The sequence below is a fragment of the Neoroseomonas marina genome (assembly GCF_012927745.1).
In the GTDB taxonomy this organism is placed as follows: Bacteria; Pseudomonadota; Alphaproteobacteria; order Acetobacterales; family Acetobacteraceae; genus Neoroseomonas; species Neoroseomonas marina.
The window spans coordinates 968,494-991,393 of record NZ_JABBKX010000002.1 but is presented as its reverse complement, the minus strand read 5'-3'; the positions used below and the strand labels follow the sequence as shown (position 1 = coordinate 991,393).

Here is a 22,900-nt window from a genome sequence, read left to right as displayed (position 1 = left end):
TGCCCCCGGAACGGTCGCGCAGCCCGAGCATTCTAGCTTTCCAGGCCTTCACGCAGCGTGAGACCCTTAAGCTGATCAGATCACCGCGAGGACGCCGTGCCAGAAGACGCCACAAGAGCACGAAGCCTCTGTCGCTAATGATACCATGCCAGACGTCGGCCTATGGCCACGTCGCGATTTGATTCGATGTCCGGGATGGGCGCATTGCCGATCGGCAGCGTCCGCCCGCTGTCAGTCACTGTTGTTGCCCCCATCTGTCCGCCACACCGCTCCGTCTCGTCACCCAATGGCTCGGTCCAGGCGGCGCTCCGCGATCGGATCACTCGTTCCCTCTATGTTCTTGGCGTGCTAGCCTGGTGGAGCGGCCCCAATTCGACCGGACAGGCGGCATAGCCCGGAGGGCCTAGGTTCAAGCCTAGGCGCACGCCTATGTCGAAGGCCATTGAGCGCGTTGAGATCATCTCCGGCATCCACCTCCGCCGGCGCTGGACGCTGGAGGACAAGCTTCGGATCCTTACGGAACTCGAGGAGCCTGGTGCGAGGTTCACCGCTCCATCCGGCAGCGTGATCTCGATCCGCGGCCCATCCGGGACAGCCACTGCCCCGCCCGGAGACGGTGAGCGGGGCGAACCGCCCGTACGGCCCACTGCGGAACCTGACTACGCGGATGCAACTGAGATGGAACCGCGTGATCCTGTGCCCTGCCCAGGTCAGGACTCCGCCAGGGTCTCACGCAGTGTTCGACCGCGATATTCAGTTCGGAACAGACCGCGCCGCTGCAGTTCAGGAACCAGGAGATCACCGATCGATTGCAGATCCGCGATGACCGCGATGGCTTGGCCTATCATGAAGCCACCGCGGCATCCCGTCGCCTCGAAGCGCTCCTCCAGAACATCCGCGACGTGCTTCGGCGTGCCGGCGACGGTGTTCTCATACTGCGTCACCGTCAGCAGCGCCTGCTCCAAGAAGTCCTCGCGGCTGATCGTTGTGTCAGCCCCAAACTTGTAGGCCAGCTTGGTGACAACGCCGTTCGGCGAAGCTTGTGTGGCGATGATCTGCTCCCGTAACGCGCCCAGGGTGAAATGCGCCGGTAGCGTGGAGAAATCGTAGCCATCGATATAGGAGAGGTAGACAGCGACAGCATCCGGCGACATGGAGCCGCGCAGCATCTCGCGGTAAGCTCGCGCCTCTCGGTCCGTCTCGCGCACAGCGATCGGCGTCTGCCAGAGCACGCCGACGCTGTCCGGATCGCGCCCCTCGGCGCGCAGCGCGATATCCAGTGCCGCGCGCTGCTTCACCTGCACCTCGAGTGGCATGTCACCGCCGAAGACATGGTCGGCGATGCGCGCCGAGGCCTGCACGCCGCGCGGCGATCCTCCGGCCTGCACGATCACCGGCCTGCCCTGTGGCGCGGGGGGCGTGTTCAGCGGCCCCTCGACCTTGAAGAAGCGGCCGGCATGATGAACGTCATGCACCTTGGTCGGGTCGCCCACCACGCCGCTGTCCCGGTCCCAGACCATCGCATCGGCTTCCGTCGCGTCCCAGAGCTGGCGGCAGACGGCGACGAACTCCTCCATCCGTTCGTATCGCGCGCCGTGCTCCATCAACTGGTCGAAGCCGAAATTGGCCGCGTCCGTCCGGCGGGTAGATGTCACGAGATTCATAGCGATGCGGCCATTGGTCAGATGGTCAAGCGAGGCCATCAACCGTGCGAGGTAGTAGGGATGCATGAAGGTGGTCGAATAGGTCAGGCCGAATCCGACGTGCTTCGTCACGCGGGAGGCCGCCGCCATGACTGGGAGCATGTCCACGCGGGGGAAGAAGACACCCCATTTGACCGCGCCATCGCGCGATCCGCCCCAGGTATCCGGCACGCCTGTACCATCGCCGGAGAACAGCATGTCGAGGCAGGCGCGCTCCGCCAGGCGCGCCGCATCCTCGTAGAGCGTCACATCGGGGAAGGTCCGGTCATCCCACGCCCCCGGGAGATTCCATCGTCCGTTATTGTGTGTCGTCGACAGGTTGAACGCCAGATGCATCTTCCTGCGCATGCGGCGTCTCAGGCGTCCAGATAAGCATGGGCGAAGGTGCCCTCGAAGCCGTCCGCGCTGACCGAATGACCTTCGGCGCGGGTCTGATGGATCGTCATCCAGGTAGGGGAGACGAGGTTCAGCGTCGGGATGTCGCGCATGACCATCTGCTGGACCTGCTTCCATTGGTCGATGCGCTTCGCCTCGTCCAGCTCGGTCATCGACGCTTCCATGAGGGCGTCAGCTTGCGGGTTGCTGTAGCCGCTGGGGTTCGAGAAGGGCACGCCGCGGACGATGTTCTTCGACCAGTAGCAGCGCTGGACGCCGACGCAGGGATCGAAGAGGTTGCTCATCGAGGCGATCTGCATGTCGAAGTCGCGATCCGTATAGACCCGCTTCACATGCGCGCCGAAATCGTTGCTGCGCGTGTCGAGCGAGACGCCGATGCGGCTGAAGGCGGCGCGCAGGTAGTCCGCCAGGCGCCTGTTCTCCTCGCCTGGGTAGTCGAGCCGCAGGCGCAGCCGGGAGCGGTCGGAACCGCGCGGATAGCCCGCCTCCTCCAGCAGCGCCTCGGCCCGCCGCAGGTCGAAGCCATAGGGGCTGGGGGTTGGATCGTGGAACGCCGTCAGGCCCGGCACCACTGGCGAGGCGCACGGCGTTGCCAGGCCATAGAAGACGGTCCGGGCGATGACGGTACGGTCCACTGCGTGAGCGAGGGCCTGGCGCACGGGGAACTTGGCCAGGGCGTCATTGGACAGGTTGAAGTCGACGCACAGGATGTTCGGCGGCGAATAAGCGTAGCCCTTCCGCTCGAAGCCAAGGAAATCCAGTTGCTGCAACCGCGCGACATCGTTCAGCACCACGGGCGTGCGGTAGCCGATGTCGCAGCTCTTCGTCTCGAATGCGACGGAACGCGACGCCATGTCCGGGTAGTATTTGGCGATGATGCGGTCGAGATAGGGGCGCGGCTGGTCCCAGTACGCCTCGTTCCGCTCGTAGATGACGTGGCTGCCGCGCACCCATTCCTTGAACCGGAAGGGGCCGGTGCCGACCGGCGCGCTGTTGTGCGGATTGGTGAAGGGGTCGGTGCCGTCGTAGAGGTGCTTCGGCACGATCGGCGATTCCGCGGCCTGCAATGCGCGCAGCAGATACGGCGTGGGCCTGGCCAGTCTCAGCACAACGGTATGGGCGTCCGGCGTTACCGCTTCCGTCACCTGGGAGAAGGTGCTGCGCCCGCGCGGATGCACGGTCTTCAGCGCCATGATGGAATAAGCCACATCGGCACTCGTGAAATCGCGGCCGTCATGCCATTTGACGCCTTGCCGGAGCTTGAAGGTGTAGGTCAGTCCGTCCGGCGCGACGGCCCATTCGGTGGCGAGCTGCGCATGCGGCACCATGTCATTGTCGTACTCCAGCAAGCCTTCCGTGACTTTGGCCGACAGCGGCAGGCTGGAGGTGCTGGTGAAGGACAGCAGCGCCGGCGGTTCCCAGTTCAGCAGCACGTTCAGCGTGCCGCCCCGCCTTGGCTCAGCGGCGCGGCCGGTGCCCGGCTGCAGCACCGGCAGGCCGGCAAGCGCGCCCATCACGGCCCGGCGGGACAGGCGGAGGGGATGATCGCTCATGGGCATAGCTCCTTTGCCCCGGTGAGGGGCGACAGGGGGACGGAACGGCGGGCATGATGATTGACCGCGACCGAAGGCGGGTGCGATCTAGGAAAGGATCGGAAAGCGGAAGGACGCGCCGGATGCCTCGCACGACACGGGCTTCGTCTGCAGAGGACAGGGCGAGGAAGCCCCGCCCCCCGGCCCCGCTGGAACAGAAAAAGCGCCTCAAGCTGGCGGCAATTCGCAAGGCGGCACGCACCACCTTCACCGAGAAGGGGTTCGACGCAGCGACCATGCAGGAGATCGCTCGGCGCGCCCGTGTCGCGATCGGCACACTGTTCCTCTACGCCGACAACAAGCGCGACATCGCCTTCCTGGCTTCGATGGAGGATTTTGACCGAGCCAGGGCCATCGGCGCCGCCTTCCCGACGACGCCGCCGCTGGCCGAGCAGTTCACGGCCATTTTCGCGGAGTACTACCGGCTGCACCATGCCAGCCCAGCCATGGCGCGCATTATCCTCAGCGAGTTTCTGTTCTTCAATGTCGGCAAGCATGCGCGCGAGCACGCGGAAGGCGTGCGCCTGATCAAAGCTGAACTGGCGCGCCGGGCCGGCCTCGCCTCGGCCCGCGGCGAGTTGCGCGCGACGGCCGTGCCGGCCGATGTGGCCGAACTTGCCTACATCGTCTTCCAGGGTGCGGTGCGCGCCTGGGTGCGGGCCGGGGCCGACGACCTGCCGGCAGGCCTCGCGGCTTGCCACCGCATGCTGTGCCTCGCGCTGGAGGGCGTGACCGCCCCCGCCGAAGCGGCTGTGCCGGTGAGGCGTCACCGTTCGGCCGGGATCAAGCCGTCGGCCGGCGCTGCCTCGACGCCATAGGCGTCGCGTGCGGCCTGCGGGCTGATCAGCCCGGCCCGCAGATCGGCCTGCACCGCCGCCGGGTCCCGCAGGCCCGGATCGCCGAAGCCGCCGCCGCCGGGTGTGCGGATCAACAGCCGGTCGCCGGCCGGCACGGGCTGTATGCCCTTGCCCTTGAGCCGCGGGCCGGAGCGCAGTGCCAGCAGCCCCGGCATGCCGTCCCGGCCGCCATCGAAGCCGCGTGCCGGGTAGATGATGCGTTCATGCGCGGCGTGGAAGTTGAAGTCCTCGCCGATGCTGCTCTCGATCTCGATCGCCTGGCCGAGGCCCCCGCGATGCAGTCCGGCCCCCGCACTGTCCTCGGCATACTCCTTCCGCCAGAAGATGACCGAGGCGATGGTTTCGACGATCTCCACCGGCGTTCCGCGCACGCCGGACGGATAGCCGGTGACGGAAAGCCCGTCGCGATAGGGCAATGCACCCATGCCGCCGCTGCCCGTCATGGTGGTGCGGAAATTGGCCCCGAAGCGCGGCGGGCTGTGGCGGGTGCCGCTCACGGTCACGTTCCACAGGGTGGCCGATCCCTCTGCCGGCACCCGGTCCGGCACCGCCTGGCGCAGGCAGCCGAACACTAGGTCGGGCATCAGCTGGCCGATGATGTGGCGCGACCATACGGCAGCCGGCTTCATCGCATTGACGATGGAGTTCTCCGGCGCCTCGATCGTCAACGGTTCCAGCGAGCCGAAGTTGTTCGGGATATCCTTGGCCACGATGCAGCCCAGGCCATAGGCGGTGTAGGCCAGCGTGTAGCACAACGGAACATTGATGCCGCGCGGCACGATCGGGTCGGTGCCGGCGAAGTCCACATGGATGCCGGTGTCGGAGATGGTGAGCGAGGCCCTCAGGGTGATCGGCGCGCCGTAGCCGTCGGTGACCAGCGTGTTGTGCCAGGTGCCGCGCGGCAGCTTGCCGATCTCCGCCAGGACGGCGGCGCGGGAATTCCCGATGATGTGCTCGGCAAGACCGTCCAGGTCGGACAGGGAGAATTCGTCCATCATCTCGACGAGGCGACGGCATCCGACATCGTTGCAGGCGATCAGCGAGTAGGTGTCGCCCTCCGTGTCGATCGGGGTACGCGAATTGGCACGGATCATCGCCATCAGCGTCTCGTTCACGACGCCCTGGTCGACGATCTTCAGCATGGGGATGTAGAGCCCCTCCATGAAGACATCGGTCGACTCGGTCGAGGCGTTCATGCCGCCGATGTCGATCAGATGGCTGGTGCAGGAGAACAGCCCGATCATCCGGCCGTTATGGAAGCAGGGCGTGGTGACGACGAAGTCGCTGGTGTGTCCGGTGCCCATCCAGGGGTCGTTGGTGATGTAGGCGTCGCCTTCCTTCATGGTCTCGGCCGGGAAATGGCGCAGTACGTGGCTGACCGTCAGGGCCATGGAGTTGATGTGGCCGGGCGTGCCGGTGATGGCCTGCGCCAGCATGCGGCCCTGCATGTCGAAGACGCCGGCGGAAAGGTCGCCGGCCTCGCGCACGATCGGACTGAACGCCGTGCGTTGCAGGACCTGCGCCTGTTCCTCGACCACGGCGATCAGCCGGTTCCACATGATCTGCAGGTCGATGAGGGCGGTCTGGTCGGTAGTCATGCTGCGGCTCCCCGTGACCTGCGCTGCATCACGATGCATCCGGTGGCGTCCACCCAGGCATCGTAGCTTGCCGTGACGAAGGTCGAGGTCTCGTCCTCGACGATGACGGCCGGCCCGGCGATCCGCGCGCCGTTGGCGAGCTGCGTTCTGCGATAGCGCGGCACCGCGACCACGGCGCCGGCGCGGCCGTCGAAGAAATCGGCATGGCCATCGGGCGGCGGCGCCGGCCCGTCAGGCGGCGATTGGGCAATCGTCGCCGGCAGCGCGGTCCTCGTCGCGATGGTGACGGACCAGGCCAGGATCTCGATCGGCGAATTTGGGATGAAACGGCGGAACATGTCGGCATAGGTCGCCTCATAGGCCGCGCGCAGCGCGGCGCCCGCATCCGCCGCCAGCTTCCCGTCGGGCAGCTCGACCGTGATCTCGTGGCCCTGGCCGACATAGCGCATGAACACCATGCGCTTCTCGAACAGCGGCGCGCCATGCGCCGCCGGTTCCACCCACTCGCGGATCTCGCGCGCCATGGCGTCGAGCAGCCTGGTCGCCGCCGCCGCGTCGAACGCGTCGATGCGCATGTACTCGCTGCGCACCAGTTCGAAGGAGATCGGCGCCGCCAGGAAGCCGATGGCGGAACCGACCCCCGCATTGGGCGGCACCACGACGCGCGCGGCGCCGATCTTCTCGGCGACACGGCCGACATGCAGCGGCGCCGCGCCGCCGAAGGCGATCACCGTCTGCTGGCTGGCGGTCACGCCGCGTTCGACCGCATGCACCCGGGCGGCACTGGCCATGTTTTCGCAGACCATCTCATAGACCGCGTAGGCGGCCATTTCAGGCTGCATGCCCAGGGCATTGCCGACATCCGCCGCCAAGGCCCGGCGCGAAAGATCCCGCTGCAGACGGATGGTGCCGCCCGCGAAGGCCTCAGGGTCGAGTAGGCCGAGCACCAGATCCGCGTCCGTTACGGCCGGTCTGGCACCGCCGCGCCCGTAGCATGCCGGGCCCGGCACTGAGGATGCGCTCTCCGGCCCGACGGCGACGCGCTTCAGAGCATCGAGATGCGCGATGGAGCCGCCACCAGCGCCGATCTCCACCATTTCGATGACAGGGATACGCACCGGCAGGCCGCTTCCCTTGAGAAAGCGCGCCGCCCGATCAACCTCGAACAGGCGGGCCGATTCCGCGGCGAAATCTTCGATCAGCGTGATCTTCGCCGTGGTACCGCCCATGTCGAAGGCGATGACCTCGGTCTCGCCGAGCATGGCCGCGATCTGCGTGGCGAAGATCGCGCCCCCGGCCGGGCCGGATTCCACGAGGCGCACCGGAAAGCGCCGCGCCGTATCGATCGAGGTCAGCCCGCCGCCCGATGTCATCAGCCCAATCGTGCCGCGGAACCCCTCCTCGGCGAGTCGCGCCTGCATGCGCGACAGGTAGCTGTCCATAAGCGGCTGGACATAGGCGTTGACCGTCGTGGTGGAGGTCCGCTCGTACTCCCGTATCTCCGGACACACCTCGCAGGACAGCGAGAGGCTGACATCCGGCATCAATCCGCGGAGGATCGCGGCGGCGCGCCGTTCGTGGGCGGGGTTAGCATAGCTGTGGAGGAAGGCGATCGCGACCGCCTCGACCTTCTCCGCCCGCAGGATGGGAACCAGCGCAGCGACGGCCGCTTCGTCCAGCGCCAGCCGCACCCCACCTGTGGCGTCCATCCGCTCCGGCACCGTGAAGCGGAGTTCCCGAGCGGCCAGCGGCTTCGGTCGCACCAGCGCCAGCTCGTACTGGTCGTAGCGGCTCTCGGTGGCGATATCGAGCACGTCGCGGAAGCCCTGCGTCGCGAGCAGGGCGATGCGCGCGCCTCGGCGTTCGATGACCGCGTTGGTAGCGAGCGTCGTGCCGTGGACGAAGTCGGCGACATCGGCCAGACGCCGGTCGCTGATCCGCAGGATCTCATGAATACCGTCCAGCACGCCTTCCTCGGGCCGGGCCGGCGTCGTCAGCACCTTGCAGGTCCATCGGCTGACGCCGTCGTCGAGGACGATGTCGGTGAAGGTACCGCCGACATCGGCGGCGAGACGCAGCTTCGGCGCAGCATTCACGCGCGGGCACTCCATCCGGGTGACGGCAGTCTGCCATCAAGCCCGCACGAATGAACAGGTTCAGTTTTGCATTCGGGCAAGGCGCCGCCCGGGCAATGCGCGTTTTGCAGGCGGCGCTCGCCGCAATCCGGCGAAACTGGCCGGATGATGGGCACATTCGGCGACCACGCCATGATTCGGGCCACTTACGAGATTGACCTGGGAAAAATGAACGCGTTCACTCAGCCCGTGACGCAGGAAGGCGCGCCATGCCCGCGACGATCGACTACTATTTCAGCGTGTCCTCCCCCTGGGCCTATCTCGGGGCGCCTCGGCTCATCGCGATGGCGGCGCAACATGGGGTGCGCATCGACCCGGTGCCCATCGCGCTGATCACCGAGAATGGAGGCATTTCCATCCGCACCCGGCCGGAGGCGCGGCGCGCCTACTGGTTCCATGACCTTGCGCGCTGCGCCGCGCATCTCGGAATGCCGGTGCTGCTCGAAGAGCGTCCGCCGCTGCAGGATGCCGGCAAGGCCTCGCCCATGCTGGTGGCCGCGCAGCGTCTCGGGCTAGATGCGACAGCGCTCGGCTTCGCGCTTCAGCGCGGATACTGGGCGCAGGGGCGCGACATCAGCGATCCGGCAGTCCGCGCCGCCATCGCCGGCGAGGCCGGCTTCGACACCGCCGCACTGCTGGCCGCCGAGGCGGAGCCGGAGACCGAGCGGCAATGGCAGGCGAACCTCGACCGTGCAAAGGCCGCAGGGGTCTTCGGGGTGCCGTCCTATTGCCTGGATGGCGAATTGTTCTGGGGGCAGGACCGGCTCAATTACCTCGATCGCCGTCTGAGGGGTGCCGCATGACGGTGCTCGGCCGCGCAGGCCGGACACTGCGCCGCACCGCCTGGCAAGCGCTCCCGACGACGATCGGCATCATCGTCCTCTGTTTCTTCCTGCTGAAGATGGTGCCCGGCGACGCCGCTGACGTGATCGCCGCCGAGGCCGGCTCCGCCACCGCCGAGACCATGGCCGCGCTGCGCGCCCGTTTCGGCCTCGACCAGCCGCTGCTGACGCAGTTGCTCTCCTATCTCGACAATCTCGTGCATCTGCGCCTCGGCTATTCCGCGCGCTTCAATATGCCGGTGTCGGATCTGATCCTGGCGCGACTGCCCAATACGCTGCTGCTCATGCTCGCGGCGATGATCATGGCGCTAGTTGTCGGCATCCTGGCCGGCTGGGTCATGGCGATCTTTGCCAATCGCTGGCCGGATCGGCTGCTACAGGTCGTCGTGCTGATCTTCTATTCCACGCCGGGCTTCTGGATCGGGCTGATGGCCATCGTGCTGTTTTCGGTGAAGCTCGGCTGGTTGCCGGCCAACGGCAATATGACGCTGGGCACCGACCTGACGGGTTTCGCCCTGTTGGCGGACCGGGCGCAGTACCTCGTGCTGCCATCGCTCGCACTGGCTTCCTTCTTTATCGCCGTTTATGCGCGGCTGACGCGGGCCTCGATGCTCGAGGTGCAGCGGCAGGACTTCATGCGTACCGCGGCCGCCAAGGGGCTGCACCCCGTGACGATGCAACTGCACCACGCCCTGCGAAACGCGCTGATCCCCGTGACCACAATGGCCGGCCTGCATCTGGGCAATCTGCTCGGCGGCGCCGTCGTGATCGAGACGGTCTATGGCTGGCCGGGCATGGGGCGGCTAGCGCTGGAGGCGGTTACCGGGCGTGACTTCAATGTGCTGCTCGGGGTGCTGCTGTTCTCCTCGCTGCTCGTCATCCTGGCAAATGTAGCGATCGACCTGCTGCATGCTTGGCTCGATCCGCGCATCGAGGTGCAGTGACGTGCCGTTGGAAGGTGCCCTCGATCGCTCGGCTGACGCCGCCCCGCCCATCGCGCGACCGTTGGCGCGCGGCCGCAGCGGCAGGCTGCTGCGGGCGTGTGTCACCAACCCCGCTTTCCTGGTCGGCCTGATGATCCTGCTGACGGTGGTCGCCGTCGCGTTGCTCGCGCCCTGGCTCTATCCCGGCGACCCCCAGGACATGGTCGCGGTGCCGGCGATGTGGCCGGGCGAGGATTGGGAGCATCCGCTCGGCACCGACAGCCTGGGGCGCGACGTGGCCGCGGGGCTGGCGCATGGTGCGCGGGTCTCGCTGCTGGTGGGGCTGTCGGCTGCGGCGATCGGACTCACCATCGGCACGGTGGTCGGCGCCAGCGCGGGGTACTTCGGCGGCGTCGTCGACAATGCGCTGTCGCGCCTGACGGAGGTATTCCAGACCGTCCCGACCTTCCTCCTGGTGATCGTCATCGTCGCCATCGTGCAGCCCGCGGCCTCGACCATCGCGCTGGCGATCGGCGTCGCGGCCTGGCCTACGGTCGCGCGGCTGGTCCGGGCGCAGTTCCGGTCGCTGCGCGAGGCGGATTTTGTCATGGCGGCACGGTCCCTCGGCTATTCGTCGCCGCGCATCATCGCCATGGAGGTACTGCCCAACGCGCTGCCGCCCGTCATCGTGACCACCTCGGTCATGGTGGCGAATGCGATCCTGACCGAAGCCGGGCTGTCCTTCCTCGCTATGGGCGACCCGAACCTGGTCTCCTGGGGCAGCATGATCGGCGACGGGCGCAGCCTGTTGCGTACGGAATGGTTTCTCACGGCCCTGCCCGGCGCGGCGATCGCGCTGACGGTGCTATCGCTGAACCTCGTTGGCGACGGGCTAAACGACATCCTCAATCCGCGCTCGGGCCTGGCATGATGTATCCCCTCCTGCGGGTTGAGGACCTGACTATCGGATTTCCCGCCGCCACGGTGGTGCACGAGGTCAGCTTCGAGGTCTTTCCGGGCGAGACCATGGCCCTGGTGGGCGAAAGCGGCTGCGGTAAGTCCATCACGGCCTTCGCGCTGATGCGGCTGCTGCCGCCAGGCGCGCGCATCCTACGTGGCGAGGTAATGTTCGACGGGATCAACCTGGTGACCGCCGCGCCGCGCACGCTGCGCGACGTCCGCGGCCGCACCCTGTCGCTGATCTTGCAAGAGCCGATGACCTCGCTGAACCCGGTGCTGCCCATCGGCATGCAGATCGCCGAGGTCATGCGGCGGCACGAAGGCATCGGCAAGGCGGCGGCGCGCCGGCGCTCTGTCGAACTACTGGAACTGGTCGGCGTGACGGATGCTCAGCGTCGCTACGACGATTTCCCCCACCACTTTTCGGGCGGCATGCGGCAGCGCGTGATGATTGCGATGGCAGTCGCGTGCAACCCCAAACTGCTGATCGCCGACGAACCCACAACAGCGCTGGACGTCACCATCCAGGCGCAGGTGCTGGACCTGCTCGACAGCCTGCGCCGGCAGCTCGGTATGGCGGTACTGCTGATCACCCACGATCTCGGCGTGGTTGCGCAATGGGCCGACCGGGTGACGGTCATGTATGCCGGGCGCGTCGTGGAACAGGCGCCAGTGCGGCCGTTCTTCGCGTCGCCGCGGCATCCCTATGCGCGCGGCCTGCTCGACGCTTCGGTCGGGCATGACGGGGAGGCGCACTACACCACGCGCCGCCTGAACGAGATCCCAGGCTCCGTCGCGTCCGCCGCGTTCGAGCACGGCTGCCCCTTCGCGCCCAGATGCCCCGTCCGCATCGATGCCTGTCGCCTTTCGTCGCCACCACTGGTGGCGTTGGTGCCCGAGCATCGCGTGGCCTGCATCGTCACCGCCGGTACCGAACATGTCCCTGCTGTCGGTTGACAATCTCCACACCCGCTATGTCTCGCGCGGCCGCACGGTCACGGCGGTGGACGGCGTCTCGCTCACGGTCGCGGCCGGCGAGACCGTCGGTCTGGTTGGCGAAAGTGGCTGCGGCAAGTCGACGTTGGGCAAGACGATCCTGCGGCTGGTGGACCCTGCCGAGGGCAGCATCCGCATCGCCGGGCAGGAGATCGCGACATTGGGCCAGCGGGCGCTCGCACCGCTGCGGCGAAATATGCAGATGGTGTTCCAGGATCCGTACGGCTCGCTGAACCCGCGCCAGACCGTCGGCACCCTCCTGGAGACGCCGCTGAAGGTGCATGGCATGGGCAGCCGGCGCGAGCGGCGTGCGCAGGTGCTCGACATTCTCGCCCGGGTCGGCCTGCCGCCCGATGCGGCGGCGCGCTACCCGCATGAATTCTCCGGCGGGCAGCGGCAGCGCATCGGCATCGCCCGCGCGCTGGTGCTGAAGCCGCAGCTCGTGATCTGCGACGAGCCGGTCTCGGCGCTGGATCTGTCGATCCAGGCGCAGATCCTGAATCTGCTGGTCGCGTTGAAGAGGGACCTCGGCCTGTCGTATCTCTTCATCTCGCACGACCTGTCCGTCGTCCGCTATTTCGCCGATCGTGTGCTGGTGATGTATCTGGGACGCATCGTCGAGAGCGCAGATCATGCCACCCTGTGGCGCGACCCACGACACCCCTACACGCGAGCGCTGCTTTCGGCCGTGCCGGTCGCGGATCCGACATACCCCCGCGCACCTGTCGCCATGCGCGGGGAGGTGAGTTCCGGGCCCGCCACCGGTTGCCGCTTTCGCACGCGCTGCCCCATCGCAATCGACCGCTGCGCTGTCGAAGACCCGATGCTGAACGATCTGGGTGGGCAACACCGCGTGGCATGCCACAGGCTCGAATAGATGCTTGAATCCGGCGTTTGGTGATGCGGTTCAGCGGCAAACCTTCGGGACTCAGTGGCCCATGGTAGTCAGACGAGCTCGTAGGGGATCACCTCCCTGGATTGAGTAGATCGCGGCACAGCGACCACGCGAACACGGCGTCAGCATCGTACGTGTCGACCGGCACCTCGCCGTCGGGTGCGAGCCACAGCATCATGACGCGGGCTTTCGCTTGCAGGCCCGGTAAGGTAGTGGCGGGTAGGCTGCCGATGTGCTGCCGCAGCGCTTCTTGCTGCTCGGCCAGAGCATCCAGCCGCACCGCAAGATCCGGCGGATAGGTGAAGCGCACCAGCCGGTAATACGGCGCGACGAGACGCTCCTCTTCGGCAATCGCCTCGAGCAACTGCCTTCCGAGATCGATGAGATTGCCATCCGGCGGTGTACTGCATGCGGACGTGGTGTTCTATCCCCAGTTCGGGCCGGACCCCGTGGTGCCCGACCTGCCGGGCTGCGCTACTCAGGCCTTTGTCACCACCCAGCGCACCAATTGGCACTACGCCTGCGCTGCGGCGCTGATTGAGGACAGGATCATGCTGGACTTCTCCGGCGCGGTGCCCTGCCGCCGGGACCGCTTCATGTTCTCTCCCGAGGATTTCGTCTTGGTCAGTGATGGGCCTGTGACGCAGGAGGAGCCTCTCCCCAACGTTCCGGCCGCGGGGCATGGTCGATCCGGGTCCTATCGGCACTGAACATGACGACGGCAAACACGGTGGCAGACCCCGGCAAGATGCTCGACCGCGCCCAGGGCTGCCTGCTGGGACAGGCGATCGGCGACGCCCTCGGCGCCCTGGTCGAGTTTCAGAGTCCCGCCGACATCAGACGGCGCTATCCCGGCGGGGTGCGTGACCTCGCCGATGGCGGCACCTGGAACACCCTCGCCGGCCAGCCGACCGATGACACCGAACTGGCCCTGGCGCTCGCCCGCGTCCTCGCCGATGCCGACAGCTACGACCCCGAGAATGTCGTGACGGCCTATGCGCACTGGTATCGGTCGGGGCCCTGCGACATGGGGACCACGACCGCGCGAGCGCTGAGGGCGGCGGGGACAGCGCCGGCCGGGCAACGGGCGGCCGCGGCGCGGCAGGCCGCCAATCCCGTCAGCCAGGCCAACGGCTCGCTGATGCGCATCGCCGCGATTGGCATCTGGGCGCGCAGCCCCGCAGAGGCTGCGGCAACGGCGGCGGAGGATTCCCGGCTGACCCACCCCCACCCGGTCTGCGCGGCCGCCTGTGCCGCCATGGCGGCGGCCATCGCGACCGGTGTCGCGGGCGGGGATCGCGGCGCCATGGTCGATGCTGCGCTGGACGCGGCCGAGGGTAGCGCGGCGGTGCGTGAAGCCCTGCGCGCGGCCTGCGGCGACGCGCCCCTGCCGGACGCCATGGAGCAGCAGGGCTGGGTGCTCGTCGCCCTGCAGCATGCGTTCCGGTCCCTGGTTCGCGGGACCGACGTCGAGCAGGCCCTGGTCACCATCGTCGGACAGGGCGGCGACACCGACACCAATGCGACGATTGCAGGCGCCCTGCTTGGCGCGGCGGTCGGGCGATCGGCCTGGCCGAGCCGTGACGTAACGTTGGTCGATACCAACATCCTACTCGGCCTTGCCATTGACGATGCGACCTAGGCCGATTGGTCGCAGCGGCAACTTGAGGCGGCATCGATCCTCGGGCCGTTGCTGATCAACGACCCGAACTATGCCGAGTTCGCAGAGGGGTTCCGCCGGATCGAGGAGGTCGACCCCGTTCTCGGCACGGCTCAGATCGAGCTGGCGCCCATCCCCCGTGAGGCCCAATTCCTCGCGGGCAAGGCTTTCCAACGATACCGCGCCAGCGACGGCGGTCGCACCGGTGTCCTACCGGACTTCTTCATCGGTGCACATGCCACTGTCGCCAGCCAGCCCCTGCTGACCCGCGACGTGCGCCGCTACCGCAACTACTTCCCGACCGTGCCGTCGATCGCGCAAGGGCCCTGATGCGCCGCTAACTTACGTAGGCGCATTTGAGCGCCGCGGCTGCCTCGGGACGCGAGCCCCAGTTCGCCCTGCGCGCAGCATCGCTGAATCACCAACACCCTCTGAAGGGGTACGCTGGCTGACATGACGCATCTGTCTGCGAGATGATCCAATGCTCTGCCGTCCGTACCGCCGAACAAGCCGCGCTCAAGCATCCAGAAGAAGTCCGCGGTAGCGTCGTTCGACATCCCCTGTAACTTTGGCGCACCACCCAAGCGAGGCGCCATGTCCGAGCACCTAGGCCGCGATAGCGAGACCGAGCCATCCGCCGCCTACAGGCGGTGGCTCGACGCTGACAGAAGCGAAGTGACTGCCATCGCGCCGTCCTAAGCGGTACCGTCAAAGGGTGAGTTCAGGCATCCTCCGCTTCCAGAACACCGCAACCTGCACGAGGTTGGCCGCCGCGTTTGGACCGCCTTGGAACGCAACGGCGACCAGCCTCCGCATGATCTCGGCCGCCAGTTCCTGATCGCCGGACGCCCAGGCCAGCGATGCGGCGTCACTGAGAAAGCTGTCGATCCGAAGGAGGGCGGCGTGGCGACTAATGTCTTCGCGGGAGATCCTCTGGTAGGCTTGGTAGGCCTCTCTGGCGGCCGCCCCGGCTTCGGCATGGCGATGTTCGCCGAGATAGCGTAGAGCGAGGGTCGCGACGAGGAACGCCCGCGTGTCCTCTCCTCCCTCTTCGCCCCGCTCGACCCATTCGCGGTTGACCTCGATCCTCGGGTCCCTCAGGAGAGATTGCCAAAGCGACATGCGTCCCTGGCGGTTCAGCATCGCGACAACGTCTTCGAAGCGCTGACGGTCGCCAAGACGATAGAGACCGATGGCGGTCGTATAGGCCATCGGAGTAGTGGGGTCCCTGAGATCGATGGCCTGGGTCAGAAACCTGCTTGCTGCGGTCCTGTCTCCCAGATCGAGCCAAATCTCTGCGACTGTCGCGGACAACGCTGACTGAGTCGCCCGGGGCGCCGCGGATATCCGCAGCGACGCTGCCTCGGCCATGCCGCAAGCCTCGCCAGGGTAACCCAGGTCTCGAACCGATCGGATGATCTCGACCGGAATTCCGGAACTGACTTCAAATGCCCGCCGGAGGATCGGCAGGATCTCGTCATGAGGATCTCCGTTCCGCCTCATCGCCGCGGCAAGAGTTGTGTACGTGGTAGGCCGCGGTGGACTCAGGCCATCCTCGATGGCCATCGTGCGTTCAGCATTTCCAAGATGCGCCCATCCTTCCGCAACGATGTGAGGAAGCATCCCGCCAATGGCGATCGCGCTCTCCAGGGCCGCTTCAGCTCCTGCCCGGTCTCCTTGTGCAAGGAGTATGGGAGCGAGCATCTGCTGCGCGCCCTGTTGCGTGGCTACGCGCAGGTCCCGGCTCGAACTGGGAAGGCTCGGGATCATCGCGCGCCAGCGGGATACGATCTCGTTGAGCGTGGCGTTGGCTTCCCTCGGGGGGTTCCCGCGTAACAAGGCCCCCAGACGTTCGGCGACGTACCCAATTGGCGGATCGACACGCTCAGTTCCGACCAGGTCCCGGGCAATGCGACCATAGAGCAGGAGGCGCGCCTGGCTTGGGTTCTGGGCTTGAGCCGCTGTGGCTTCCACGAAGGTCAGGTCGGCTGCCCGTGACGGATCGGCGCGCGCCGCAGCGAGCACCTCTGTCTCTGCGATCAGCCCAAGCGACCTTTCGCGGGTCCAACTCGTGCTGATGCGCGCCGCCAAATCTTTGGCCTCGAAAATGCGTCCCGCCCGCGCAAGTCCGAGAGCCAACTCTGAAAAGGCAGCCTCGGGCATCACGTCGGAAGAGGCCGACAACCCGACCTGGACCAGACATTCGATGCTGGGTGCGTTCCGACACTGCCTCGCCAGCGGTGTCTCAAGCGAGGTCGATACGATGCGAGACGACTGGCGAAACTCGAGACTCTCGGCACAGCGCTCCATTCCGAACACGAACTTGAGCTTCAGATCCGTCGTGCCGGAGCTGAGGTCGTAGACCATCGTCTGGACGTCACTTCTACCCTCTCCGACGGGACGACCATGCATGTGATGCAACAGGACGGGGCCGCCGAACGGATCCCGCTCATCCCGGAAGCCTGCTCCCAGCGCGGCAACGACGTCCTGTGTCGTGACGCATGGTCCGGAGTATGCCAGGCGCAAGGACAGCGCATAGGACGTCGCCGCACCGTTCTGGATGCGCTGGTCGGTCCTGGAATACGAGTTCCCGTAAGCGTTTCGCTCTGTGGGAATGAAGGCGATGTCCTCCCCTCGCAGGTCATAGCGCGTGTACCCGGCGCTGGTTGTCGGGGCGGGATCGAGATGGACCTGCAACGCGTCTCGGATGGCGTCGCTGTCCGCGATCGATCGCCGCTCAGCGATCAGGGAGACACGCCGAAGCAGCTCGCTAGCGCTGATGCGTCCGGCCGGGGGATCAGGCCATGTCTCCGAGCATGCGGCTTCGGATTGCCGAGCCGAAACTTCCTCGACGCTCGATCCGAACCGCGTCGCGAGGATGCCGCTCGGCACCGGCAAGGATCCATGAGGTCCCGCTGCATCATCCACCCTGAACGCGTAAATCTCGCTAGGTGTGAATGTGCGCTGCCTGGTCAGGGCATAGCCGGCCATGATCGCTGCCGTCCGACCATCCGGCGTGATCGCTGCATGCTGGATGATCCCGCACAGGCGGGTCAGCCGGGTCGCCCGTCCGTCCTCGAGAAGAAAGAGATCGGTCGAGAGCCCGAAGGAGCCAATCCCTGCTCCATACGAAAGGATCGATCTTCCGGGCACCGTGGCCGCCAACAAGATCCTCTGCCCGTCAGCCGAGGCTGCGAACGGCAACGCTATGCGCCACGACGGGCGTTCCTTGAGACCCAGCGGAACAACGGCCACGCGCGGCGCAGCTCCTGGGGCTCCCGCAGTCCAGGTGAATAAGCGCAACGTACCCAAGCGTCCCACCGGAGGAAGCGCCCTCACCTCATTCGGCAGCCCAGGAATAGTGTAGTCGGAAGCCCCCCCGGAGAACAGGACCTGGGTGTCGATCGAACCGCCCAGGGCGGCTCTGACGTACCCATCCCCCTGTCTCCAGCGATGCAGGACCTCTTCCTTCGAGGCTTCGCCGACAGCCAACGGAAGCTCGATCGTCGCGAGGAACGACGAAAACTGGTTGTTGATGAACGAAGACCCCGACGCGAGGAGGCGCCTCGGGTTTCTTGAGTCGTAGACGAGACTGTTGAAGCTCCCCAGGCGGCTCGCGTGCCTGACGTCCTCCGCGCCGGTCTCAAGGTTGGTTGCGACGATGAGGACGGGGGTCTCCGGATTATACGGACGACGACACTCCTCCTCAGTCAGGCATCTCCGAACAGTGAGGAGGTGCCGGCCGTCTGGAGTGAAGGCGAACGGCCCGGAGGGGGTGAAGTCAGGCCCAACTACCCTCAGAAGACGCCCATCCTGAGCATCATGGATCGCAACCCGTCGCAGCTGGAACCATGCCTGCTGGCCACGTTGATCGTCACCGGTCAGAACGGAGACCGCAATCCGGGTTCCGTCGGGCGAAATGGCGATGCCCCAAGGGTTTGCCTCGTCTGTGAACCCGCGGACCTGCTCGGACGGCATGCTTGCAAAGGAAGCCGTTGCAAATGCCAAGACCAGGGAAGTCAGCACCAGCCATGCGCGAAGGTGTCGACCCGAGACTCTGAGAATCTGCATCCAGCCAGCCTACCGTGCAAAGTTTCACCTCCATATAGCCCCACCAGCTCTCGCGTGACGTGAATTCCGCACCAATAGACGCGTTCTCTTCAAACCCAGAAGAATTCTGATCCGAATGTTCTTGTAATGCCTAGCCAAGCTACTTGTTCCTGGCTGACGCTCATTGGGCAGTAGCAAATTCTCCAAACTGATCTCTCAGATGGAGGTTGGAGTTGCTGCCTTGGCGCTACGGTCAGCGCGTCAGAGTGGACGGCCGTGTCTGGCCGCCCTCGTCGTCACCGCTCGGCCGGCGGCGCTTGCGCGGCCCTCTCACAACCGCGCCCTCCGCTTACGTTTGAGCGACCGTGCCGAAAGACCGCTCGGCGGGTCCTCCCAGTCGCTCCGCCCGCACCTCGGCGAAGGTGCGACCATCCTCCGCAAGCGTAGCCTCCTGCTTCGTGTACGCCTGCCAACGGCCGGTCGTGACGTCGACATAGCGCGGCTCGAGGTCCATCAGCCGCGCCCGCCGGCCGATCTTCTCGGCGGCCATCCGAGTCCGACTCGGCGCCGCCGCGACCGCGTGCCGCCAGACGAACCCCAACGCCCTGCGCTGGTCCTGACAGGACCTAGCGCCCTTCTCGGCAGGTCGATGGCGCGGCGTGGCAGGATCGCTCGGATATGCCGGCGACAGGCTCAGAGCCGGCGCAGCACATCCACCAAATCGAGGGGCCTCGGACCTGGCTTGGTGGACATCATGGGAACGATGTGTCCCGCCATTGCAGCGATCCGAAACTCACTCGGCGTGCAGCCGAACCACCGTCGGAAAGTGCGGCTGAACGTCGAATGCTCGAAGAAGCCCGCGTCCTGTGCGATCTTGGCGATGCTCCGCCGCTCCTCCGGATTGGCCAGGGCGCGGGACGTCGCACGCAGCCGCTCAACCTGGATGCAGTGCGCGACGCCGCCCTGCGATGCGAACAGACGGTAAAGCGCCGAGCGCGAGACGCCTGCGAGACGGCAGAGCCGCTCGGGGCCGAGTGTTGCAGAGCTCAGGTGTTGACGGATCAACGTCCTGATGCGGGCAATCTGCACCGTCTCGATCGGCGCTGCCGCCGCCGCCAAGGTATCGGTCGAGGGCGCGACGGCTGCGGTGATCATCGCGCGCGTCGCTTCGACCAGGCGAGGTACCTCCGAGGTGTCGAGCTTTGGCAACTCCAGGGCAACCTGCCGGAGATAGGCTGCCAGGATTCGCCCCATAGGCGTGTCGAGTGATCTGTTGCGCAAGGCGTTCAGCGCGGGGCCGACCTCTGGCACGACTTCGCGCGGGACAAAGAGACAGAGCCAATCGATATCCGTCCGCTCCGAGACAAAGACCTCGTCGAGCGAGGAGACGCTCACCAGACCAGCCGGCAACACCAGTGACGTGCCGCCTGCACTGGCGCTTCGCTCACCACGCCTGGCGATACTGATCATCCAATGGTCGAGTGAGCCGCGGCGAGCCTGCGCGGCCGTCCGCGACAGCTGCGCAGCGGGCGCCTGCATTGCGGCGAAAGCGAGTGAGCCGAGAGCCCAGGCTTCGCGCCGCGCAGGAAAGCCGGCCGCCGCGTCCGGCATCGACCTCGTGTCGACCGTGCCGGCGCTGGAATCGTGCCAGGCTTCGAACTGCTGCGCGCGAGGCAGGTCGAGGGTCGAGAAGACGACGGAACGTAAGGGCGACGAACCGCGCGAGTGCGCGCCATTGCCCGCCTCCCTGTCCAATACACTCACCGATGACACTTCAACGCGGGCGATCGACGCGCTGTCCCTCCACTGGATCATGGGTCACACATGATGGCCGGACGGCCCACCCTTCAGGCCTTCGCTTGCGGAATACCTTAGCCGCACGCAGCCATCCTACGCCAACTCGTGTTGGTGGGGCGACCAATGCCCGTTATGGGAGATGTGCGCCACCCATGTGGCGCAAGGCGACGGACACTGCTGCGGGGCCCATGTGCCGAAAGATGACCGGCAAGCAATGTCGTCGCCTGAGCTGAAGCGAGCCATGACGAGTCGTCGGCGCCTGATCCATGCGGTTTCGACCGCGCTTGTTCTCCCTGCACCTGCGACCAGGGCGCAGCCCGTTCGCGCGCGGACACTCCGCTTCGTCCCGCAAGCGGATCTCACCATCCTCGACCCCATCGTCACGAGTGCCTACGTGACACGCAATCACGCGCTCCTCGTCTACGATACGCTTTACGGCCTGGATGCGTCGCTACGTCCGGTCCCACAGATGGTCGAAGGCCATTTGGTTGAGGACGAGGGACGGCGTTGGACCTTTCGGTTGCGCGATGGGCTTGCTTTTCACGATGGTGAAAGGGTGCGCGCCCGCGATTGCGTTGCCTCCATCCGGCGCTGGTGGCGCCGCGATCCACTTGGTCAGTTGCTGGCCATGCGGACAGACGAAATCTCGGCCGCCGACGATCGGACGTTCACGATCCGCCTCGCACGGCCGTTTGGGCCCATGCTCGACGCGCTTGGAAAGCTGGCCTCCCCGATCTGCGCCATCATGCCCGAGCGCATCGCGAACACGGATCCGTGGCAACCACAGTCGGACGTCGTGGGTTCCGGGCCCTTCTGCTTTCGCGCCGAGGAGAGAGTGCCTGGGGCGCTCGCCGTCTACGAGAGATTCGAAGGCTATCGCCCTCGCAGTGGCGGCAATCCCGAATGGACGGCGGGCCCGAAGCGCGTCTGGCTCGACCGTGTCGAATGGCACACCTTACCCGATCCCGCGACCGCCGCTGCTGCCTTGCAACGCAGGGAGGTCGATTGGTGGGAACAGCCTGCCTTCGATCTGCTGCCGCTGCTGCGTCGCCGGGACGATGTGACCGTCGTGACGACACCGTTGCTTGGAACGATCAGCATCTGCCGCTTCAATCACCTCCAGCCGCCATTCGACAACGTCGCGCTACGTCGCGCTCTGCTGGGTGCCCTGAACCAGGCCGATTTCATGACGGCAGTTGCAGGTGCGGCGCCCGACGCCTGGCGCGACGGCGTCGGCATCTGGCCGCCGGGCTCACCGCTTGCCACCGGCTCCGGGATCGAGGCCATCACCGCTCCACGTGACCTCGAGCGCTCTCGTCACGCGATCCGCGAGGCCGGATATCGCGGCGAGCGCATCGTGTCTCTGGTCTCGGCGGATTTCCCAACGGGCAAGGCGGCGGGCGAGGTGGGGTCGGACCTGTTCCGCCGCCTCGGTCTCAATGTGGATCACGTGGCGACCGACTGGGGCACGGTGGCGCAGCGCCGTTCCAGCCGTGAACCCGTCGAGCGCGGCGGCTGGTCGTGCTTCTACACGGGCTTCGCGTCGCTGGATTTGCTGAATCCAGGGGTGCATCAGTTGGTTCGGGGTGGTGGAGAACGCGCCTGGTTCGGCTGGCCTTCGATACCAAGGATGGAGGATCTCGCCTCCGACTGGATCGATGCGCCCGACCTCGATGCGCAGCGGCGCATTGCTGTGGAGATGCAGCGCCTTGCCTTCGTCGAAGTCCCGTATCTCCCGCTCGGGCAGTACTTTCAGCCAACGGCTTATCGTCGGGAGCTGGACGGCGTGCTGGCAGGTCCACCTGTCTTCTGGAACATCAAGCGACAGGCGTGAGTGCACGTGGTGCGGCTACCGACACGCGTACGGCGAGAGGTGCCGGTGCTGACGTGATCGGTAGGCTCCAGCACCATGCGTCAAAGCGCGATCTGCGTGTCACCGATCCTGGCGGGATGACAGCAGCTACGGTGAGGAGTCACTCCGCCTCCATCTCGATCTACTTCTTCCGTGTGCTCGCAGCGACCGCACCGCGGCGGCCGCCAGAACCTAGGCCAATTTCCTTGGCAAGCGCCGACCGCCGCTCCGAGTAGGAAGGCGCCACCATGGGATAGTCCGACGGCAGCCCCCACTTATGCCGGTACTGGTCGGGCGTCAGATTGTACGCTGTGGCCAGGTACCGCTTGAGCATCTTGAGCTTCCGGCCATCCTCCAGACAGACCAGATGGTCGCGCCGGATGGATCGCCTGATCGGCACGGCGGGCTCGGCCTTTGCCGAAGCCGGCGTCTCCATCGCCTCCCGCGTGCCCACCAGGGATGAATAGACGCCTGTGATCAACGCAGGCAGGTCGCCGGTCGGAACCGGGTTGTGGGAGACGTGCGCGGCGACGATCGACGCTGTCAGCTTCAGCAGGTTGTCCTTGTCCTGTGTCATCGTCGTTCGAAGCCCCCTTTATCGTGTTCTGCAGGATACTCTCATGCGCGACTGGATCGGGGCGAGA

Annotated in this window: 19 protein-coding genes; 10 read left to right on the top strand and 9 right to left on the bottom strand. The window is 66.4% G+C overall.

From position 1 onward, the window contains the following. Positions 1-710: 710 nt before the first annotated feature. A complete protein-coding gene (locus GWK16_RS09985; RefSeq protein WP_211187242.1) occupies positions 711-2,051 on the bottom strand; it encodes an NtaA/DmoA family FMN-dependent monooxygenase in 1,341 nt (446 codons plus the stop codon). A gap of 8 nt (positions 2,052-2,059) precedes the next feature. Beyond that, the gene (locus GWK16_RS09980; protein ID WP_170053754.1) at positions 2,060-3,652 is read right to left on the bottom strand and encodes an ABC transporter substrate-binding protein; all 1,593 of its coding nucleotides are present in this window, start codon (positions 3,650-3,652) and stop codon (positions 2,060-2,062) included. A gap of 122 nt (positions 3,653-3,774) precedes the next feature. Here GWK16_RS09980 and GWK16_RS09975 point away from each other — a divergent pair, with 122 nt between their 5' ends. Further along, complete coding sequence (locus tag GWK16_RS09975; protein ID WP_170053753.1) at positions 3,775-4,509, top strand: TetR/AcrR family transcriptional regulator; 735 nt, start codon at positions 3,775-3,777, stop codon at positions 4,507-4,509. Here the strand turns inward: GWK16_RS09975 and GWK16_RS09970 are convergent. Together GWK16_RS09970 and GWK16_RS09965 are read right to left on the bottom strand one after the other, a co-directional pair. Continuing rightward, positions 4,458-6,146 carry a hydantoinase B/oxoprolinase family protein gene (locus GWK16_RS09970; RefSeq protein WP_170053752.1) on the bottom strand — a complete coding sequence of 563 codons (1,689 nt, stop codon included), beginning with the start codon at positions 6,144-6,146 and terminating at the stop codon, positions 4,458-4,460. The two genes, GWK16_RS09975 and GWK16_RS09970, sit on opposite strands and share 52 nt — an antisense overlap. Continuing rightward, positions 6,143-8,242, bottom strand: a complete 2,100-nt coding sequence (locus tag GWK16_RS09965; protein WP_338144447.1) for a hydantoinase/oxoprolinase family protein — start codon at positions 8,240-8,242, stop codon at positions 6,143-6,145. The genes GWK16_RS09970 and GWK16_RS09965 overlap by 4 nt, the downstream gene beginning before the upstream one ends. Positions 8,243-8,490: 248 nt before the next feature. Between GWK16_RS09965 and GWK16_RS09960 the strand changes: the two genes are divergently transcribed. Genes GWK16_RS09960 through GWK16_RS09940 form a run of 5 tightly spaced genes read left to right on the top strand, consistent with a single transcriptional unit; the run spans position 8,491 to position 12,879 of the window. Continuing rightward, complete coding sequence (locus GWK16_RS09960; RefSeq protein WP_170053750.1) at positions 8,491-9,084, top strand: 2-hydroxychromene-2-carboxylate isomerase; 594 nt, start codon at positions 8,491-8,493, stop codon at positions 9,082-9,084. Beyond that, on the top strand, positions 9,081-10,067 hold the full coding sequence (locus GWK16_RS09955) for an ABC transporter permease (protein ID WP_170053749.1): 987 nt from the start codon (positions 9,081-9,083) through the stop codon (positions 10,065-10,067). The genes GWK16_RS09960 and GWK16_RS09955 overlap by 4 nt, the downstream gene beginning before the upstream one ends. 1 nt (position 10,068) lies before the next feature. Next, on the top strand, positions 10,069-10,977 hold the full coding sequence (locus GWK16_RS09950; protein WP_338144446.1) for an ABC transporter permease: 909 nt from the start codon (positions 10,069-10,071) through the stop codon (positions 10,975-10,977). Beyond that, complete coding sequence (locus GWK16_RS09945) at positions 10,974-11,963, top strand: ABC transporter ATP-binding protein (protein ID WP_248291233.1); 990 nt, start codon at positions 10,974-10,976, stop codon at positions 11,961-11,963. Before GWK16_RS09950 ends, GWK16_RS09945 begins: the two co-directional genes overlap by 4 nt. Next, positions 11,944-12,879, top strand: coding sequence for an ABC transporter ATP-binding protein (locus GWK16_RS09940; protein WP_170053747.1), 936 nt, complete (start codon positions 11,944-11,946; stop codon positions 12,877-12,879). Before GWK16_RS09945 ends, GWK16_RS09940 begins: the two co-directional genes overlap by 20 nt. An 88-nt stretch (positions 12,880-12,967) precedes the next feature. Here the strand turns inward: GWK16_RS09940 and GWK16_RS09935 are convergent, their stop codons facing one another. Next, a complete protein-coding gene (locus GWK16_RS09935) occupies positions 12,968-13,261 on the bottom strand; it encodes a hypothetical protein (protein ID WP_170053746.1) in 294 nt (97 codons plus the stop codon). A gap of 52 nt (positions 13,262-13,313) precedes the next feature. Here GWK16_RS09935 and GWK16_RS09930 point away from each other — a divergent pair, with 52 nt between their 5' ends. The 3 genes from GWK16_RS09930 to GWK16_RS09925 are packed head-to-tail and all read left to right on the top strand — an operon-like array spanning position 13,314 to position 14,887. Beyond that, the gene (locus GWK16_RS09930) at positions 13,314-13,607 is read left to right on the top strand and encodes a hypothetical protein (protein WP_170053745.1); all 294 of its coding nucleotides are present in this window, start codon (positions 13,314-13,316) and stop codon (positions 13,605-13,607) included. Between the two features lie 2 nt (positions 13,608-13,609). After that, on the top strand, positions 13,610-14,539 hold the full coding sequence (locus tag GWK16_RS24995) for an ADP-ribosylglycohydrolase family protein (protein ID WP_211187241.1): 930 nt from the start codon (positions 13,610-13,612) through the stop codon (positions 14,537-14,539). Between the two features lie 48 nt (positions 14,540-14,587). Next, complete coding sequence (locus GWK16_RS09925; RefSeq protein ID WP_211187240.1) at positions 14,588-14,887, top strand: type II toxin-antitoxin system VapC family toxin; 300 nt, start codon at positions 14,588-14,590, stop codon at positions 14,885-14,887. 378 nt (positions 14,888-15,265) lie between these two features. Here the strand turns inward: GWK16_RS09925 and GWK16_RS09920 are convergent, their stop codons facing one another. The 3 genes from GWK16_RS09920 to GWK16_RS09910 all read right to left on the bottom strand — a co-directional run bounded on the left by GWK16_RS09920 (position 15,266) and on the right by GWK16_RS09910 (position 20,422). Then, positions 15,266-18,628, bottom strand: coding sequence for a hypothetical protein (locus GWK16_RS09920; protein ID WP_170053744.1), 3,363 nt, complete (start codon positions 18,626-18,628; stop codon positions 15,266-15,268). 328 nt (positions 18,629-18,956) lie between these two features. Beyond that, a complete protein-coding gene (locus tag GWK16_RS09915; protein ID WP_170053743.1) occupies positions 18,957-19,157 on the bottom strand; it encodes a hypothetical protein in 201 nt (66 codons plus the stop codon). A gap of 143 nt (positions 19,158-19,300) precedes the next feature. Beyond that, on the bottom strand, positions 19,301-20,422 hold the full coding sequence (locus GWK16_RS09910; protein ID WP_170053742.1) for a helix-turn-helix domain-containing protein: 1,122 nt from the start codon (positions 20,420-20,422) through the stop codon (positions 19,301-19,303). A 223-nt stretch (positions 20,423-20,645) separates the two neighbouring features. Here GWK16_RS09910 and GWK16_RS09905 point away from each other — a divergent pair, with 223 nt between their 5' ends. Continuing rightward, positions 20,646-22,238 (top strand): ABC transporter substrate-binding protein, encoded by a 1,593-nt coding sequence (locus GWK16_RS09905; protein ID WP_170053741.1) that lies wholly within the window; start codon positions 20,646-20,648, stop codon positions 22,236-22,238. A gap of 160 nt (positions 22,239-22,398) precedes the next feature. On the opposite strand, the gene GWK16_RS09900 is transcribed toward GWK16_RS09905, so the two are convergent. Next, on the bottom strand, positions 22,399-22,833 hold the full coding sequence (locus GWK16_RS09900) for a MucR family transcriptional regulator (protein WP_170053740.1): 435 nt from the start codon (positions 22,831-22,833) through the stop codon (positions 22,399-22,401). Positions 22,834-22,900: the final 67 nt, after the last annotated feature.